Annotated in this window: 15 protein-coding genes; 13 read left to right on the top strand and 2 right to left on the bottom strand. The window is 72.5% G+C overall.

From position 1 onward, the window contains the following. Nucleotides 1–439 precede the first annotated feature (439 nt). Genes ACZ7EG_RS39320 through ACZ7EG_RS39360 form a run of 9 tightly spaced genes read left to right on the top strand, consistent with a single transcriptional unit; the run spans nt 440 to nt 9,166 of the window. The gene (locus ACZ7EG_RS39320) at nt 440–1,144 is read left to right on the top strand and encodes an alpha/beta hydrolase (RefSeq protein WP_471089603.1); all 705 of its coding nucleotides are present in this window, start codon (nt 440–442) and stop codon (nt 1,142–1,144) included. Continuing rightward, nucleotides 1,141–1,983: a sulfurtransferase gene (locus ACZ7EG_RS39325; protein WP_471089605.1), complete on the top strand. Its 843-nt coding sequence runs from the start codon at nt 1,141–1,143 to the stop codon at nt 1,981–1,983. The genes ACZ7EG_RS39320 and ACZ7EG_RS39325 overlap by 4 nt, the downstream gene beginning before the upstream one ends. Before the next feature lie 14 nt (nt 1,984–1,997). Continuing rightward, nucleotides 1,998–2,876, top strand: coding sequence for an ABC transporter permease (locus ACZ7EG_RS39330; RefSeq protein ID WP_471089608.1), 879 nt, complete (start codon nt 1,998–2,000; stop codon nt 2,874–2,876). A gap of 3 nt (nt 2,877–2,879) precedes the next feature. Next, nucleotides 2,880–3,596 carry an ABC transporter ATP-binding protein gene (locus tag ACZ7EG_RS39335; RefSeq protein ID WP_471089611.1) on the top strand — a complete coding sequence of 239 codons (717 nt, stop codon included), beginning with the start codon at nt 2,880–2,882 and terminating at the stop codon, nt 3,594–3,596. Then, entirely contained in the window at nt 3,593–4,561 is a 969-nt protein-coding gene (locus ACZ7EG_RS39340; RefSeq protein WP_471089614.1) for an ABC transporter substrate-binding protein, read from the top strand. The genes ACZ7EG_RS39335 and ACZ7EG_RS39340 overlap by 4 nt, the downstream gene beginning before the upstream one ends. A gap of 13 nt (nt 4,562–4,574) precedes the next feature. Further along, nucleotides 4,575–5,672, top strand: coding sequence for an LLM class flavin-dependent oxidoreductase (locus tag ACZ7EG_RS39345; RefSeq protein ID WP_471089617.1), 1,098 nt, complete (start codon nt 4,575–4,577; stop codon nt 5,670–5,672). Nucleotides 5,673–5,682: 10 nt separating this feature from the next. Beyond that, a complete protein-coding gene (locus ACZ7EG_RS39350; protein ID WP_471089619.1) occupies nt 5,683–6,690 on the top strand; it encodes an ABC transporter substrate-binding protein in 1,008 nt (335 codons plus the stop codon). After that, nucleotides 6,687–7,793, top strand: a complete 1,107-nt coding sequence (locus tag ACZ7EG_RS39355; protein WP_471089622.1) for an acyl-CoA dehydrogenase family protein — start codon at nt 6,687–6,689, stop codon at nt 7,791–7,793. The genes ACZ7EG_RS39350 and ACZ7EG_RS39355 overlap by 4 nt, the downstream gene beginning before the upstream one ends. Further along, entirely contained in the window at nt 7,790–9,166 is a 1,377-nt protein-coding gene (locus ACZ7EG_RS39360; RefSeq protein WP_471089625.1) for an FAD-binding oxidoreductase, read from the top strand. The genes ACZ7EG_RS39355 and ACZ7EG_RS39360 overlap by 4 nt, the downstream gene beginning before the upstream one ends. 36 nt (nt 9,167–9,202) lie before the next feature. Here the strand turns inward: ACZ7EG_RS39360 and ACZ7EG_RS39365 are convergent, their stop codons facing one another. Then, the gene (locus ACZ7EG_RS39365) at nt 9,203–9,601 is read right to left on the bottom strand and encodes an SseB family protein (RefSeq protein WP_471089628.1); all 399 of its coding nucleotides are present in this window, start codon (nt 9,599–9,601) and stop codon (nt 9,203–9,205) included. 279 nt (nt 9,602–9,880) lie between these two features. On the opposite strand from ACZ7EG_RS39365, the gene ACZ7EG_RS39370 reads away from it, so the two are divergent. From ACZ7EG_RS39370 to ACZ7EG_RS39380, 3 genes are all read left to right on the top strand, one after another. Further along, entirely contained in the window at nt 9,881–11,062 is a 1,182-nt protein-coding gene (locus tag ACZ7EG_RS39370; RefSeq protein ID WP_471089631.1) for an MFS transporter, read from the top strand. 34 nt (nt 11,063–11,096) lie between these two features. Continuing rightward, entirely contained in the window at nt 11,097–12,863 is a 1,767-nt protein-coding gene (locus ACZ7EG_RS39375) for a beta-galactosidase (protein WP_471089634.1), read from the top strand. A 136-nt stretch (nt 12,864–12,999) separates the two neighbouring features. Further along, nucleotides 13,000–14,067 (top strand): LacI family DNA-binding transcriptional regulator, encoded by a 1,068-nt coding sequence (locus tag ACZ7EG_RS39380; RefSeq protein ID WP_471089637.1) that lies wholly within the window; start codon nt 13,000–13,002, stop codon nt 14,065–14,067. Nucleotides 14,068–14,077: 10 nt separating this feature from the next. Here the strand turns inward: ACZ7EG_RS39380 and ACZ7EG_RS39385 are convergent, their stop codons facing one another. Next, complete coding sequence (locus tag ACZ7EG_RS39385; protein WP_471089639.1) at nt 14,078–16,045, bottom strand: heavy metal translocating P-type ATPase; 1,968 nt, start codon at nt 16,043–16,045, stop codon at nt 14,078–14,080. A gap of 576 nt (nt 16,046–16,621) precedes the next feature. Here ACZ7EG_RS39385 and ACZ7EG_RS39390 point away from each other — a divergent pair. Then, on the top strand, nt 16,622–17,098 hold the full coding sequence (locus ACZ7EG_RS39390) for a hypothetical protein (protein ID WP_471089642.1): 477 nt from the start codon (nt 16,622–16,624) through the stop codon (nt 17,096–17,098). Nucleotides 17,099–17,464: the final 366 nt, after the last annotated feature.

A 17,464-nucleotide genomic window follows, 5' to 3' on the forward strand; every position in this document is an offset into this window, starting at 1 on the left:
ACGAACCGACAAACTCGCCATCGCCTACCAGGCCGCACTTCACCTCGCCGCCATCCTCATCTGGGCACGACGCTGACCAAAGAGACAGAACCTAGGTCGAGGACGGGTCGGTGCATGCGGCGACCGTATCCGCTTGAGCGATCGATCGCGATTTCTGATCGGTTCCGATGAGGAATCGTCGTTGGACGGCGCCCATCACGACCGGTCATGATGAGGGCATGCCGCACGCCACCGCTTCCGCTGCCTTTCTGACGCAGCGCCGAGTCATCGACTTCGGCGTGGCGTGCAGCGCGCGTTGTCGCTGACCTGCCGCGGTGTTTCCCCGCTCCACCACCTGAGCTGATCACGTCTTTCCGCACTGACACGTGACAGTCGGCTTCCCCTGCCCTGCCCGGTCCTGCCTTGGATCCCCCTGCCCCGACACGGGAGTCACCCCCTCATGTCCTCTTCCCTCCGCTCATGGGACGAACCCGAAGGCCTCGCCCCGCGCGGCACCCTGATCGTGCTGGCCGGACGTGGTGAACACGCGGGCGTGTACGAGCGGTTCGGCCGCCGGCTCGCCTTCGACGCCTACCGCGTCCGTGCCCTCGGCGACCCGTCCGCCGACCCGGGCGTGCTCGACACGGCCGCCGAACTGCTCGCCGACGAGTCCCTGCCCGGACCGAAGGTGCTGGTGGGCTCGGACACCGGCGCCCGCCACGCCGTAAGACTGGCCGCCGACCGGACCCCCGGCGTCGACGCCCTGATTTTGGCGGGTCTGCCCACCGGTACCTGGACGGCGGGGAGTTGGGAGGACGAGACCGAGGCCCGCACGGCCTGCCCCACGCACCAGGGGCGCCTCGCCGGCGACCCGGAGTTCCGGCGCGGGGCGCTGGATGTCACCCCGGACCTGTCCGAGCCGGGCCTGGACCGGGTGCGGGTCCCGGTGCTGGCGCTGCACGGCGCGGATGACGTGGTGAGTCCGCTCGCCGAGGCGAGGTCGGCCTACTCCGACCTCCCCGTGGAGCTGGTGACCTTCCTCGGCGGGCGGCACGACGTCCTCAACGACGCCCTGCACCGCACCGCGGCGGCCACCGTCGTGCTGTTCCTGGAACGGCTGCGCCTGTCCCCCGAACTCCCCCTGATCGCGGAGGGCCTCGCATGACCGTGACGACGAGCGTTCCCGAACTGCGCGAGCAACTGGCCTCCGAGCGGCCGCCCGTGGTGCTCGACGTCCGCTGGGCGCTGGGCGACCCGTACGGGCGTGAGCACTACGCCGAGGGCCACATCCCGGGCGCGGTGTACGTCGACCTGGAGACCGAGCTGGCCGCGCCGGCGAGCCCGGAGGGCGGACGTCACCCGCTGCCGGACCTGGCCGGGCTGGAGGCGGCGGCCCGCCGCTGGGGCATCGGCCGGAACCGGCCCGTGGTGGTGTACGACGACCTCGGGAACACGGCGGCGGCACGCGCGTGGTGGCTGCTGCGGTACGCGGGGCTGACGCGCGTGACACTCCTCGACGGGGCGCTGGGCGCCTGGCGGGCAGCCGGACTGCCGCTGGAGAGGGGTTGGCCTTGGGCATCGGAACCCGGTGACGTCGCCTTGGCCGAGGGCCGGCTGCCCGTCACCGGCGCCGACGGTGCCGCCGAACTCGCCTCCGCGGGCCTGCTGCTGGACGCCCGGGCGGCCGAGCGTTACCGCGGCGAAGTGGAACCGGTGGATCCACGCCCCGGACACATCCCGGGAGCCGTGTCCGCGCCCACCAGGGAGAACCTCGCGGCCGACGGCACCTTCCTGGCGCCGGAGGTGCTGCGCGAGCGGTTCGAGGAGAAGGGAGCGGCCAGGGCCACGCGCATCGGCGTGTACTGCGGCTCCGGGGTCACCGCGGCGCACCAGATCGCCGCCCTGGAGATCGCCGGTTTCGACGCGGTGCTCTTCCCCGGCTCCTGGTCCGCCTGGTCCGCCGACCCCGCCCGCCGGGCCGTGACCGGCCCGCTCCCGTCCTGACGAAGGAACCCGCCATGACGACCCGATCACCGGCCACGGCGGTGCTGCCCGAGCAGACCGCCGACCCCGGCCCGCCCGCCACCACCCGTGTCACCCTGCGCGGCACCGCCAAGTCCGGCCGCCGCTACATGGTCCCCCGTTCCGTACGCCGTTCCGCGGGCCCGGTCGGCCTGGTCCTGCTGTGGTGCCTGTCCTCGGCCACCGGCGTCCTCCCCGAGACCGTGCTGGCCTCGCCCGTCGACGTCGTGAACCAGGCCGTGGAACTCACGCGCAACGGTGAACTCCCCGCCGCTGTCGCCGCGTCGGGCCGTCGGGCCGCCGTCGGCTTCCTGATCGGCGCGTCCGTCGCGCTGAGCCTGTCCCTGCTGGCCGGGTTGTTCCGGCTCGGCGAGGACGTGATCGACTCCTCGATGGGCATGTTCCGGGCCATCCCGTGGGTGGGTCTGATCCCCCTGTTCATCGTCTGGTTCGGCATCGAGGAGACCCCGAAGATCGCGCTCGTCGCCCTCGGTGTGACGTACCCGCTGTACTTCAACATCTACGGCGGCATCCGCTCCACCGACTCCCAGCTCGTGGAGGCGGCGCGCATGATGGGGCTGGGCAAGCTCGGGCTGATCACGTACGTGATCCTGCCGAGCGCGCTGCCCGGTGCCCTCGTGGGGCTCCGGTACGCGCTGTCCACGGCCTGGCTGGCGCTGGTCTTCGCCGAGCAGGTCAACGCGGACGCGGGCCTCGGCTATCTGATGAGCAACGCCCAGCAGTACTTCCGCACGGACGTCATCGTGCTCTGCCTCGTCGTGTACGCGCTGCTGGGGCTCGCCTGCGACTTCGCCGTACGGATCCTTTCGCGCCGGCTGCTGACCTGGCGCGCCAACTTCGAGGGCGAGGCGTAGGACATGGCCAACAGTGTGGAGACCAGGGGGCTTTCGCGGTCCTTCGACGGCAACACCGTCCTGCACGGTCTCGATCTCGACATCCGGGAGGGCGAGTTCGTGGCCCTGCTCGGTCACAGTGGCTGCGGCAAGTCGACGCTGCTGAGGATCCTGGCCGGGCTCGACGAGGAGATCGGCGGTGAGGTCACCGTGCCCGCACGCCGCAGTGCCGCCTTCCAGTCGCCGCGGCTGCTGCCCTGGCTGAAGGTCTGGCGCAACGTGGTCCTTGGCCTGCCCGGCCGCCCCGACAGGGCTCTGGCGCTCAAGGCTCTCGACGAGGTCGGCATCGCGGACCGCGCGACCCTCTGGCCCAAGACGCTCTCCGGCGGCCAGGCGCAGCGCGTCTCGCTGGCCCGGGCTCTGGTCCGCGAGCCCGAACTGCTGCTACTGGACGAGCCGTTCGGCGCCCTGGACGCGCTGACCCGGGGCAGGGTGCAGCAGCTCGTGGCCGAGCTGTGGCAGCGGCACGGCTGCGCGATCCTCCTGGTCACCCATGACGTGGAGGAGGCGCTGCTGCTCGCCGACCGGGTCCTGGTGATGGACGAGGGCCGGATCGCCCACGAGCTGAGCGTGGACCTGCCGCGGCCCCGGGATCTCACCGCCCCGGAATTCGTGTCCCTGCGCGCCCGCCTCCTGAACTGGCTGGGCGTGAACCGCACCCTGGAAGGAATCCCGTCGTGAACCGCCGTACCGCAGCCGCCGCGCTGAGCATGACCACCCTGCTGGCGCTGACCGCATGCGGCGGGAACTCATCCGCCGACGCCTCCTCACCGCAGCAGACCACCCTCACCATCGGCGACCAGGCCGGGACGCTCCAGACGATGGTCGCCGCGTCCGATGCCCTGAAGGGCGCCAAGTACAAGGTGAAGTGGGCCGAGTTCGAGGGCGCGGCCCCGCTCTACCAGGCCGTGCAGGCGGGGGCCGCCGACACCGGGTACTCCGCGGACCTGCCGGCGCTCCAGGCGCTCAGCGGCGGGGTGAAGGTGAAGAACGTGGCCGCGCTGAAGAACGACGGCCGGCATGTCGGACTCATCGTGCGCAAGGGCTCGGGCATCGACCGCGTGAAGGACCTCAAGGGGCAGAAGGTCGTGGTGTCGTCCGCCAAAGGCAGCGTCTCCGAGTACCTGCTGGCCAACGTGCTGAAGCAGAACGGGCTCGACTACAAGGACGTCGAGGTCCAGTACCTGCTGCCGACCGACGCTCAGGCCGCGTTCGCCTCCGGGAAGGTCAAGGTCTGGGCGACCTTCGGTGTCTACCAGGCCATCGGGCTGAAGCAGGGCGGGCGCCTCCTCGTCGACAGCGGGGACGGCCGGGTCAGCGGCATCGGCTTCGTCAACGCCAGTGAGAAGGCCCTCGGCGACTCGTCCAAGAAGGCCGCGCTCGCCGACTTCCTCAAGCGCCTCGGCACGGCCCTGGAGTGGACGAGCTCCCACCAGGAGGCCTACGCCAAGGCCATCCAGACCCGTAACGGCGCCGATCCCGCCGTGGCGAAGACACTGGCCTCCGCCGGCTACAGCAAGGTGCTGCCCGTCACCGGCAACGTGAACCGCACCGTCCAGGGCGTGGCCGACCTCATGCACGGCATCGGCATCCTCGACCCGAACGTCGACGTGGCCGAGTCGGCCGACCCCTCCCTTCTCGACTGATCAGGAGCCTCACATGCCTGTCGAATTCATCAGCGCCGTCCACACGGACGCCGGCGCCTCGGGGCCGGCCGCCGCGAGCCGAACCGGGCTCGACGTCGACCACCTGCGCACGTACGCCCGTGCCCTGGACGACGGCGGTTTCGACCACACCCTGGTGGCCTACCACTCGGCTTCGCCGGACGCCTTCCAGATCGCCCAGTTCGTCGCCACCCACACCGAGCGGATCCGCCCGATCCTGGCCCACCGGCCGGGCGTGATCTTCCCGACCCACGCCGCCCGGGCACTGGCCACCCTGGACCGGATCAGCGACGGCCGGCTGACCGTGCACATCATCTCCGGCGGCAGCGACGAGGAGCAGCGCCGGGAGGGCGACTACCTGGGGAAGGCGGAACGCTACGAGCGGTCCGACGAGTACATCCGGATCCTGCGGAAGGTGTGGCAGGCGGACGGGCCCGTCTCCCACGAGGGCACGTACTTCACATTCGAGGGCTACCACTCGGATGTAAAGCCGGTGAACGGGCTGGTGCCGATCTCGGTGGGCGGATCCTCGCAGGACGCGTACCGGGTCGGCGGACAGCAGGGCGACATCTTCGGGCTGTGGGGCGAGCCACTGAAGGAGACGGCCGAGCAGATCGCGGCCGTCAACAAGGTGGCGGCGGCCGCCGGGCGCCCCGACCCACGCATCTGGGTGTCGTTCCGACCGATCATCGCGCCCACCGACGAACTGGCCTGGGAGAAGGCGCACCGCACGCTGGGTGTACTCAAGGACCAGGCACGCAACACCGAGCTGCTGCGGCACTACCGCACGACCGGCCGTCCGGCCAACGTGGGTTCGCAGCGGCTGCTGGACATCGCCGAGCGCGGCGAGGTGCACGACCGCTGCCTGTGGACGGCCCCGGCGGCCGCCACCAACGCGGCCGGCGCGTCGACGGCCCTGGTCGGCTCGCCCGAGACGGTCGCGAAGGCGCTGCTGGACTACGTCGACATCGGCTGCGACCTGCTGTCGATCCGTGGCTACGACCCGCTGAACGACGCCATCGACTACGCCCGCCACGTCCTGCCCCTGGTCCGCCAGGAACTCGCCCACCGCGCCAGCACCCAAGCCGCCTGACGGAGAGCCCGTGTTGTTCCGGCACATCTTGCGTACGTCCGCCGCTGCCCTCGTCCTGCTCCTGCCCTTCACGGCCGCCTGCGGCGGCCCGGCCCGGGCCGAGTCCCCGTCCGACCCGTCCTCCGTGACCCTCACCGTCGGCGCCACTGGCTGGAAGACCGAGGAGGCGGTCCTGAAGTACGCCCATCTCGACGACACCCCCTACAAGGTGAGGTGGAGCCAGTTCCAGGGCGGTGAGCAGCAGTTGCAGGCCGTCCGGGCCGGTGCCCTGGACCTCGCCTCGTCCAGTGAGATCCCGCCCGTCTTCGCCGCCGCGGACGGCGCCCCGAACTTCAGGGTCGTCGCCGTCCAGCGCGGGGCGACGCTCAACCAGGAGGTCGTCGTGCCCAAGGGCTCGAAGGTCACCGGCATCGCGGCGCTGAAGGGCAAGAAGGTCGGCTACGTCCAGAACACCACCGCCCATTACTTCCTCTACGCGCTGCTGAAGCGGGCGGGCCTGAAGTGGTCCGACGTCGACGCCAAGCCACTGCTGCCCAACGACGGGCTCGCGGCCCTGAACGGCGGCAGCATCGACGCCCTCGCCTCCTACGGCACGTCGATCATCACCGCCCACCAGCAGGGCGCCCGCACGATCGGCTCGGGCAAGGACATCCTGTCGGGCAACTTCCTGTGGTCGGCACGCGACAACGTGCTGGAGAGCCCGGCGCGGCGGGCCGCGGCGGCCGATCTGATCGCCCGGATCACCAAGGCGTACGCCTACGTCCGCGACGGCCGTGAGGAGGGCTTCGCGAAGATCACCGCCGACGCCACCCACCAGCCCCTGGCCCAGGCGAGGAAGGACCTCGTCGACGCCCAGAAGCAGCGCCCGACGCGAGCCCGCCCGGTCGGCGACGACACCATCGCCTCCCAGCAGAAGGTCGCCGACGCCTTCACCGAACTCGGGGCACTCAAGGAGCACCTGGACGTGAAGTCCTTCTGGACCACCGCGCTCGACGCCGACCTGAAGAAGGCCCTGTGACCGAGCGCATCGCCGAACTGGCCGCCGAGCACGACCGGTCGGCCGCCTTCCCCGCCGAGTCCCTCCGGGTCGCCCACGAGGCCGGGCTGCTCACCGCCACGATCGGCCGACCGTACGGTGGTCAGGGAGCCGGAGTCGAGGAGACCGCGCGGATCCTGCACCGACTGGGGCGGGCGGACCCGTCCGTCGCCCTGATCGCGGCGATGACGCTCACCAGCCACGCCCGCCAGGCGGCGGCACCGCACTGGCCCGAGGAGCTGTACGCACGCGTGGTGAAGGAGTCGTTCGAGCGGCCGGTCCTCCTCAACCACGCGCGTGTGGAGCCCGATCTGGGCTCTCCCGCGCGGGGCGGGCTGCCCGCCACCCGGGCCCGGCGCACCGCCGGCGGCTGGGCGGTCAGCGGCACCAAGCGGTTCGTCACGGGCGCCGAGGGGCTCGACTGGTTGCTGGTGTGGGCGACCACCGACGAACCGGAGCCGCGCGTGGGCACGTTCCTGGTGCCCGGCGGCTCGCCCGGCGTCGAGATCACCGGCCGCTGGGACCAGCTGGGTCTGCGGGCCAGCGGCAGCCACGACGTGACGTTCCGGGACATCGAGGTCCCGTACGAGCACGTCATAGGGCTCGGCCCGTACGGGCCGGACGCCGAGCAGGACAACCGTGCGGGGGCGAACCTGCAGCTCCCGCTCGCCGCCCTGTACCTGGGAGTGGCCCGTGCCTCCCAGTCCTTCTTCCACACCTTCGCCCACGCACGCGTGCCTGCCAACCTCGGTCATCCGGTGGCTCGCACGGAGCGCTTCCGGCGGACCGCCGGGGAGATCGAGGTACTGCTCGCCACCGCCGAGCAGCTCGTGTTCGACGGCGCCGCCCGGGTGGACACCGTCCACCCCGCCTACACCCCCGAACAGGCCCTCGGCGCGCGGGTCCTGGCCGACCGGCACGGTGTGCGGGCCGTGGAGCTGGCCGTGCGGTTGCTCGGCAATCCGGGGCTGGCCCGCGGCAATCCGCTGGAGCGGCACTTCCGCGACATCCAGTGCGCCCCGGTCCACGCGCCCCAGGAGGACATCGCCCTGCTCGCCCTCGGAACGAAAGCACTGAACCCATGACAGTGGCACCGGAAACGACCGTGTCCGCGCGTCTGCTCGGGCTGCTCGCCCGTGACCTGCCGCCCGACCGGCTGCTCACCGACCCGGGCACGGTCACCGCGCACGCCACCGACCGCTCCGGCACCCGCCCGGACGGGGAGCCGCTGGCCGTCGTACGGGCCCGGCGCGCCGAGGACGTCGTCGTCGCCCTCCGGCACGCGCACGAGCTGGGCGTCTCGGTGGTACCACGGGGTTCCGGGACCGGCCTGTCGGGCGGGGCGGCGGCCGGTGAGGGCTCGCTGGTCCTGGACCTGTCCGGGATGAACCGGATCCTCGAGCTCTCGGCGGACGACCAACTGGCCGTCGTGGAGCCCGGGGTGATCACCGACGAACTGGACCGGGCGGCCGGAGAGCACGGTCTGCGCTACGCGCCGGACCCGGCGAGCGCGGCGTGGTCGACCATCGGCGGGAACATCGCCACCAACGCGGGCGGGCTGCGCTGCGCGAAGTACGGGGTGACCCGGGACAGCGTGCTGGGCCTGGAGGCGGTCCTTGCGGACGGCACCGTGGTGCGCACGGGCCGCCGTACCGTCAAGGGTGTCACGGGCTACGACCTGACGGCGCTGCTCACGGGTTCGGAGGGCACGCTCGCCGTGATCACCTCGGCGACGCTGCGACTGCGGCCGGTGCCGGTGGCGACGGCGACGCTCGCGGCGTACTTCGCCACCTTCGAGGCGGCGGCCGAGGCGTCGTACGCGATCACTCGGGCCGGCGTGGAGCCCGCGCTGGCGGAACTGGTCGACGGGCCGGTGCTGCAGGCCGTCGACCCGGCGCTGCGGGAGCGAGGGGCCGCGCTGCTGCTCGTGCAGTGCGACGGTGCGGGCGCGGCGAGCGAGGCGGCGGCGGTCGCCCGGCTGCTGGAGCCCCTGGCGGCGACGGTGGAGCGTACGGAGGATCCGGCGCGGGCAGAGGCGCTGCTGGCGGCGCGCCGGCTCGCGCTGCCGTCGCTGGAGCGTCTCGGCCGCCCGCTGATCGAGGACATCGCGGTCCCCCGCTCCCGGCTCGCTGAGGCGGTCCGGGAGATCCGGGCGATCTCGGCGCGCCACGACGTACCGGTGTTCACCGTCGCGCACGCCGCGGACGGCAATCTGCATCCGATCATCGTCGTCGACCCCGCACTCGGGGGGCTGCCGGACGCGGTGTGGGAAGCGGCGGGCGAGATCTTCGCGCTGGCGCTGCGACTCGGCGGCACGCTGACCGGGGAGCACGGCGTGGGGGTGCTCAAGCGGCAGTGGGTGGCCGAGGAGCTGGGGCCGGCGGCCCACGCGGTGCAGCGGCGGATCAAGGAGGCTCTCGACCCCCGGGGCATATTGAACCCCGGCAAGGCGCTCTAGCCTGCCGCGCCCGCGTGGGCGCCGACACGAGTGCTCCTAACGGACCAGCAGGGTGCGGACTCCCTCCGAGGTCAGCGTCAGCCGGTGCTCCGAGCTGCCGTCGATGGTGAGCGACAGGTCGTCGGCCGGCCACTGGGCGGCGAGGGCACCGAGCGGCACCATGCGGTAGCGGGAGACGAACGGCAGCAGCCCGGCCATCTCCACCTCGGAGGTGAACACGGGCACCACCGGTTCGCCGCCCGGCTGCTCCAGCACGGGCAGCGCCACCGTCGAGGGGTTGGCGGCGTCGGTGTCATTGGCGTCGTCGGGCACGGGGATGAGCACGTCGCTGTTGGCGAGCGCGTCCAGAGCCGCCGCGTCCTCGGTGTTCTCGGCGAGGACGTCCAGTGCCCGCTGGGCGGGCGTGGGCGTGGGGTCGTTTGCGGGTGTCTCCATGGCACATTCCCTGGTAGCGGCGGTTGTGCGGCCTGCCCGGGGCAAGATCCGCCCCGGGTACGGTCCTGCTCGCGTACCCGAACGGGAACGGGGCAATCCTGGTGGATCTTCAGGGTTCGTGGGAGCGCGGAGGAGATCTTGTGGTGGGGCTCCGGCGGTGCGGGAGCTGCCGGGGGATGTTGACGGACCGGATGTTACCGGTAACATCACTCGCCTGATCCAGACGTACGCGACAGTGCCCTCCGCCCACCCATCGGTGGCCCGTCCCTCGGAGTCCGCGTGATCGAAGAGCGCGTTGCCCCTCCCTCCCCCGCACCGCCCGGCCCGCTCTTCAGCAGGGCCGCGGTCCTGGCCTCATGTGCCGGCTTCGTCCTCATCGGGGCGTTGCAGGCGCTGTACGGACCGGCGATCCCCGCTCTCCGTGCGGAGTTCGGGCTGTCGCCGTCCGCCGCGGGGCTCGGGCTCAGTGCGCACTTCGTCGGTGGAGTCGCCGGTGTGCTGCTGTTCGACCGGCTCTACGGGCGGGTCGGAAACCGGCGAATCCTCGGCAGTTCGTATCTGCTGATGGCCGTGGGCGCGGCAGGCTTCGCGCTGGCGCCCGACTGGCCGACCGCGCTGGCGGCGGCCCTGCTCGCCGGATTCGGCTTCGGCGGCATCGACTACGGCCTCAATCAGCTGTTCGCCGTGGGCTTCGGCCACCGCTCGACCGCGATGCTGAACATCCTCAACGCGCACTTCGGCATCGGCGCCATCCTCGGACCCGCCGTGATCGGCGCGGTCGGCTCCGAGCACTACCCGGCCGTCTTTATCGTCTTCGCCCTCGCCGTTCTGCCGTTGCTGCTGTGCCTGAGGGGCGTGCGGAACCAGGCGCCCGTCGCGGCCGGGGAACGGGCCGGCGGCGGAGCCGTCCTCGGGCGGAGCCTCGGCTCCGTGCTCGCCGTCTTCGTCGTCCTCTACGTGCTGCACGTCGGCATCGAGGCCGGTGTCGGCGGCTGGGAGCCCACACATCTGGAGACCGTCGGCTACGGCGCGGGGGTCGCCGCCACCGCCACCTCCGTGTACTGGCTCATGATGACCGTCGGCCGCTTCCTGGTCGCCCCGCTCGCGCTGCGCTTCTCCGCCCAGGCCATCATCACCGTCTCCTGCGCGGGCATGACGGTGTGTCTGCTGGCCGCGGCCGTCCCGGCACTGGCGCCCTACGCGTACGCCGGTGTCGGTCTGTTCATCGCGCCGATCTTCCCCACCGGGCTGCCATGGCTGAACCGGGCCGCCCCGCGGGCCCGGCGGGCCGGTGCGCTGGTCATCGCGGCCTCCATGGCCGGGGGCGTGGCCGCGGGGCCGGCTCTGGGCAAGGCCATCGAGTGGTCCGGGGTCCGCGCCGTGCCGCTCCTGCTCTGCGGCGTATCGGCGCTCTGCCTGTCCGCCACGCTCTGGCTGATCCGCGCCACCCGCTCCCGCTGACCGCACTCCCCCTCTCCCGAAGGGAAGCCTCCGCATGCCCGCCCTGACGACGACGTCCGACGGATTCCTGCTGCACGGCGAGCCGTTCCGGATCATCTCCGGCGCGCTGCACTACTTCCGCGTCCACCCGGGGCTGTGGTCCGACCGGCTGCGCAAGGCGCGGCTGATGGGGCTCAACACGGTGGAGACGTACATCCCGTGGAACCACCACCAGCCCGACCCCGAGGGCCCCCTCGTCCTCGACGGTTTCCTCGACCTGCCCCGGTTCCTCCGGCTCGCGCAGGACGAGGGGCTGCGGGTGCTGCTGCGTCCGGGACCGTTCATCTGCGCCGAGTGGGACGGCGGCGGTCTGCCCGACTGGCTGACCTCCGACCCGGACATCCGGCTGCGCACCGGCGATCCCCGCTTCACCGGCGCCGTCGACCGCTACCTCGACCTGCTGCTGCCCGCGCTCCGCCCGCACCTGGCGGCGGCGGGCGGTCCCGTCATCGCCGTACAGGTCGAGAACGAGTACGGGGCCTACGGCGACGACGGCGCCTATCTGAAGCACCTCGCCGACGCCTTCCGCTCCCGCGGCGTCGAGGAGCTGCTGTTCACCTGTGACCAGGCCGACCCGGAGCACCTGGCCGCAGGAAGCCTGCCGGGAGTGCTGACGGCCAGTACCTTCGGCAGCCGCGTCGAGCGGTCCCTGGCCCGGCTGCGCGAGCACCGGCCCGAAGGCCCGCTGTTCTGCGCCGAGTTCTGGATCGGCTGGTTCGACCACTGGGGCGGCCCCCACCACGTGCGGGACGCGGCCGACGCCGCCGCGGACCTGGACCGGCTGCTGTCCGCCGGGGCGTCGGTGAACATCTACATGTTCCACGGCGGCACCAACTTCGGCTTCACCAACGGCGCCAACCACAAGCACGCCTACACGCCCACCGTCACGTCCTACGACTACGACGCCGCACTCACCGAGTGCGGCGACCCCGGCCCGAAGTACCACGCCTTCCGCGAGGTCATCGCCCGCCACGCCACCGTGCCCGACGCGCCCACCCCGGCCCCGAGTGCCAAACTTCCGCCCACCTCGGTCGAGTTGAGCAGCCGGGCGCCTCTCCTGCCCCTGGCCGGCTCGCTCTCGGCGGCCGTGCGCGCGGACGCGCCCGTGACCATGGACGAGCTCGGACAGCGCACCGGCTACGCGCTCTACCGCACCACCCTCCCGGTCGGCGGCGACGGCCTGCTGCACTTCGCCCGCGGGGTCGGCGACCGGGCCCAGGTCTTCGTCGACGGCGCGCCCGTCGGCGTGCTGGAGAGCGAACGCCACGACGAGTCGCTGCCCGTGCGGGTGCCGCGCCCCGGGGCGACGCTGGAGGTGCTCGTCGAGAACATGGGCGGCGTCAACTACGGCCCCCGCATCGGCGCGCCCAAGGGCCTGCTCGGACCCGTCTCCCTCGACGGCACGGACCTGACGGGCTGGGACTGCCGTCCGCTGCCGCTGGAGGGCCCGGCCGCGGTGCCGTTCGCCCCGGCCGAGGAGGTGCCGGTCACCGTGCCGGCCTTCCACCGCGGCACCTTCGACGTCGACACCCCCGCCGACACCTTCCTCTCCCTGCCCGGCTGGTCGAAGGGCCAGGCCTGGATCAACGGCTTCCACCTGGGCCGCTACTGGAACCGCGGCCCGCAGCGCACGCTGTACGTGCCGGCCCCGGTCCTGCACCCGGGCACCAATGAGCTCGTCCTGCTGGAGCTGCACGGCACCACGGCCACCCGTGCCCGGCTCACCGACACCCCTGACCTCGGTCCGGAGAACACCTGGTGAGGCATGCTGTGCGCGCCCTCGCCCGCCGCCGGACGGTTCGGCCCGGCCGAGGGCCCCACGGGCACCGCCCGGCCTATGCTGTGCTTCTGACGGGCGGGTTCAGGACCGCCGTGCCGACATCGAGGAATCATCCGCCATGACGCCGAGCGACCCCGACGGCCCTGCCAAGGGCCGCAGCAGGCGCAGCTTCGCGGGGGCGCGGCCGGTGATGGCCGACGTGGCCCGGGTGGCCGGGGTTTCCAAGCAGACCGTCTCGCGGGTGCTCAACGACCATCCGGCCGTCCGGGCGGCGACCCGTGAGGCGGTCCTGGACGCCATGCGCACCCTCGGCTACCGGCCCAGCCGCAGCGCGCGGTCCCTGGCCAGCGGCAGGACCCGGATGCTCGGGGTCATCTCCTTCGACGCCGCGCGGTACGGGCCCGCCTCGATCCTCACCGCGATCAACACGGCGGCCCAGGAAGCCGGTTACCTCGTCAGCTCCATCGCCCTCGACACCGCCGACCACGACACGGTCGTCGAGGCCGTGAACCGGCTGTCGGCCGAGGGCGCGGACGGCGTGATCGCGATCGCCCCCCAGCTCTGGGTGGGCCGGGCCCTGGCGGAGGCGACCGATCTGGGCACCCCCCTGGTGGTGCTGGAGAACGCGCTCGACGACAAGACGTCCCTGGTCACCGGCGATTCCCGCACCGGCGCCCGCAAGGCCACCGAGCATCTCCTCGGCCTCGGCCACGCCACCGTGTGGCACATCGCGGGTCCCACGGGCTGGACCTCCGCCGACCACCGGCTGACGAGCTGGCAGTCGACACTCCGGGCGGCCGGTGCCGCCGTTCCGGACCCCCTCGTCGGGGACTGGAGCGCCGGCTCCGGCTACGACCTGGGCCGTCGGCTGGCCCGGCGCCCGGAGGTGACGGCGGTGTTCGCCTCCAACGACCAGATGGCGCTCGGCCTGCTGCACGCCCTGCACGAGTCCGGACGGTCCGTCCCCGGGGACGTCAGCGTCGTCGGTTACGACGACATCCCCGAGGCCGCCCACTTCCTGCCGCCGCTGACCACCGTCCGCACCGACTTCGCGGAGATCGGCACCCGTTCGCTGCGGCTCCTCGTCGACCGCATCGACGGCCCGGGCGAGCGCCCCCGCGTCGACACCCTCGTGCCCGTGGACCTCGTGGTGCGGGCGAGCAGCGCTCCCCCACCGGTGCGCTGACCGGCGTTCGTCAGCCGTCTCCCCCGGCGGCGGCCCGCCGCCAGGCGCCCTCCCTCAGCAGCCGCAGCCCGTTCAGGCCGACCAGGACCGTCGAGCCCTCGTGGCCCGCGACGCCCAGCGGGAGCGGCAGGTCACCGGCCAGGTCCCAGACGACGAGGCCGGTGATGAACACCCCGGCGATCACGAGGTTCTGCACGACGAGGCGGCGGGCGCGGCGGGACAGGGCGATCGTGGTGGGAACCGCGGCGAGTTCGTCGCGCACGATGACGGCGTCCGCGGTCTCCAGGGCCAGGTCGGAGCCGGCCCGGCCCATGGCGATGCCGGTGTGCGCGGCGGCCAGCGCGGGAGCGTCGTTGACACCGTCGCCGACGACCAGCACCTTGCGGCCCGCGCTCTCCATCTCCGTGACGGCCGCCAGCTTGTCCTGCGGCAGCAGCCCGGCACGCACGTCGTCGATTCCGGCTTCGGCGGCGAGGTGCGCCGCGGCACGGGGGTTGTCGCCGGTGAGGAGCACCGGGGCGGCGCCGGTGAGCCGGGCGAGGGAGGCGACGGTGGCGGCGGCGTCCGGACGCAGCCGGTCGGCGATGCCGAGCAGCCCGGCGGGCGTGCCGTCGACGACGACCAGGACGGCGGTACGGCCGGACTCCTCCCATTCCGCGGCCGTGCCGACGGCGTCGTCCGCCAGCCTGGCCGGTGCGCCGACCTCGACCGTACGGCCGCCGACGACGGCGGTTACTCCCACGCCGGGCGCGGAGGTGAAGTCCCGCGCGTCGGGCAGGTCGAGACCGCGCTCGCGGGCCGCGTCCACGACCGCCCGGGCCAGCGGATGCTCACTGGGCCGCTCGGCGGCCGCCGCCAGCGCCAGCAACTCCGCCTCGGTCAGACCGGATCCGGGCAGCGGCCGGACGTCGGTGACACGGGGGCTGCCCTCGGTGAGCGTGCCGGTCTTGTCCAGGGCGACGGCGTCCACCTGGCCGAGCCGCTCCATCACCACGGCCGACTTCACCAGCACGCCGTGGCGTCCGGCGTTGGCGATGGCCGACAGCAGGGGCGGCATGGTGGCCAGCACGACCGCGCACGGAGAGGCCACGATCATGAACGTCATGGCGCGCAGCAGTGCGTCGGTGAGCTGGGCCCCGAAGGCGAGCGGGACCAGGAAGACGGCCAGGGTCGCGGCCACCATGCCCAGCGAGTAGCGCTGTTCGACCTTCTCGATGAACAGCTGCGTGGGCGCCTTGGTCTCGGACGCCTCCTGCACCATGCGGACGATCCGGGCGATCACCGAGTCGGACGCGTCGCGTTCGACCCGGATCCGCAGCGCGCCGGTGCCGTTGAGGGTGCCGGCGAAGACCTCGTCGCCGGGCTCCTTCGCCACGGGCAACGGCTCGCCGGTGATGGTCGCCTGATCCACCTCGCTCGCCCCGTCCAGCACCCGGCCGTCGGCGCCGACACGCTCCCCGGGGCGCACGAGGACGGTGGCGCCGACCTCCAGCTCCTCGACGGGGACGGCCTGTTCGGCGCCGTCCGGGCTCAGCCGGGTGGCGGTGGCGGGGGCCAGGTCGAGCAGGCCGCGCACGGAGTCGGCGGTGCGGGCCGTGGCCAGGGCCTCCAACGCGCCCGAGGCGGCGAAGATGACGATGAGCAGAGCACCGTCCATGACCTGCCCGATCGCGGCCGCGCCCAGTGCGGCGACGACCATCAGCAGGTCCACGTCGAGGGTGCGGTCCTTCAGCGCCTTGAGCCCCTCCCAGCCCGGCTCCCAGCCACCCGTGACGTACGACAGGGCGTACAGGGCTCCCCAGGTCCAGGCGGGGGCGCCGGTCAGCTGCAAGGGCAGCGCGAGCAGGAAGAGGGCGGTGGCCGCGGCGGCCCAGCGCGCCTCGGGGAGCGCGAGGACACGGGTACGCCGCCGGGCCACCGCCCCGGCACGGGCGGGCTTCGCCCGTTCGACCGGCTGAGGCGCGAGCGTGGAGGTCATCAGGGGTCCTTCTGGCGGGGTCACGTGGCCACCCACCATACAGGAACACATGAAGACTCATTCATACCTTCATGCCTCCCCGGAACTCGGTGGCGGGCTCGGGGACACTCGGGGCGGCCAGGATCGCGAGTGCGGCGACGGCCGCAGCACCGTGACGGCGATACGGAGCCGGAGGACTCCCGCACCTTGCCGGTCATGGGCGACGTGATGCCCACCCCCGTGGGCCTTTCGATGCGGAACCGAACGAATCGGTTCACCTGTCGATTCGGATTCCTCCAGCGCCTGGGCCAGAAGCCGTCCGGCCGGCTCGTAGTGCCGCTCCGGGAGGCTGACGGTGACCTGCCGGGCGGACCGCTCGCAGAGCTTGGCGGGTCGGCCTGCTCCGGGTCCGGTACGGCGCGGGTGGTCGGTTGGGGGCACCTGCGCATGCGCGCAGGGGCCACTGACCATCGTGATCGACGCACACCATCCGCTTGGCGGATCCCGGCAGGCGGCGGTGGCGTCTGCTCCCGGCGGACGTTCGTCGGCGACCACTCCCGCGATCCGTATGGCGCAGCGCTGCGCCATACTCGTCCGGTGGAGTGGTTCGAGCAAGCCCGGGCAGCGGAACGGCGACGCGATTGGAATGCGGCTATCGCGTTGGTGAGCGCCAACGCCGAGTGCTACTCCACCGATCCCCACAAGCACGACGCCCACCTGTGGCACATGGATCTGCTTGCCCGTGCGGAACAGCTCTCGGAACTCACAGAGCGCGCTCCGACGGATGTCCACGCACGTCGGAGACTCAACAGATCGCTTCGCGAGCAGGGGAGGGAGTCGATGCTGCGCGACCGCGCCAGAGACGGTGACCGTGGTGCCCTGTACGCCCTTGTTCGACTGCTGTGCGAGACGACGCGGGCCCAAGAGGCCCATCGAGTCGTCCAGGACATCGGCCCGGACGATCAGTACGCACACCAGATCATGGACCGCTTCCGATCGTCATCGAACCGTTCACAGCAAGGCTCGACAAGGTCGAAGCAGCAGTCGACCGAGCAGCGCGAGCAGCAGCGCTGACGTGCAACCCCTGCCAGGCACGCAGGACGCCTGGGGCCGGCCGATCAGACTCGGCGTCCGGTCACCGTGGCCGGGGAACCCGTGGTGCGTGGAGGACGTTGCTGCCCTCGTCGACGTGTTCCGGGATCCTGCCCTGCGCCGCTGGACCAGCACGGCCGTTGAGAGCGAGGGCGATGCGATGCGGCGGGTGCGGGGTCGGGAGCGAGACCGGGCAGCGGGGAACCGGTTCGGGTTCGCGGTTCTTGAAGCGCAACCCGATTCGCCCCACGGGCAGTCGGTGGGTTACGCGGTCCTGACGGAGGTGGCCTCCGGCGCACCACCCACTGCCCGTCCGGTGCGGCGCCGGCGCCGGCCGGCGGGCCGACG

This window comes from Streptomyces sp. NPDC037100 (genome assembly GCF_055606225.1).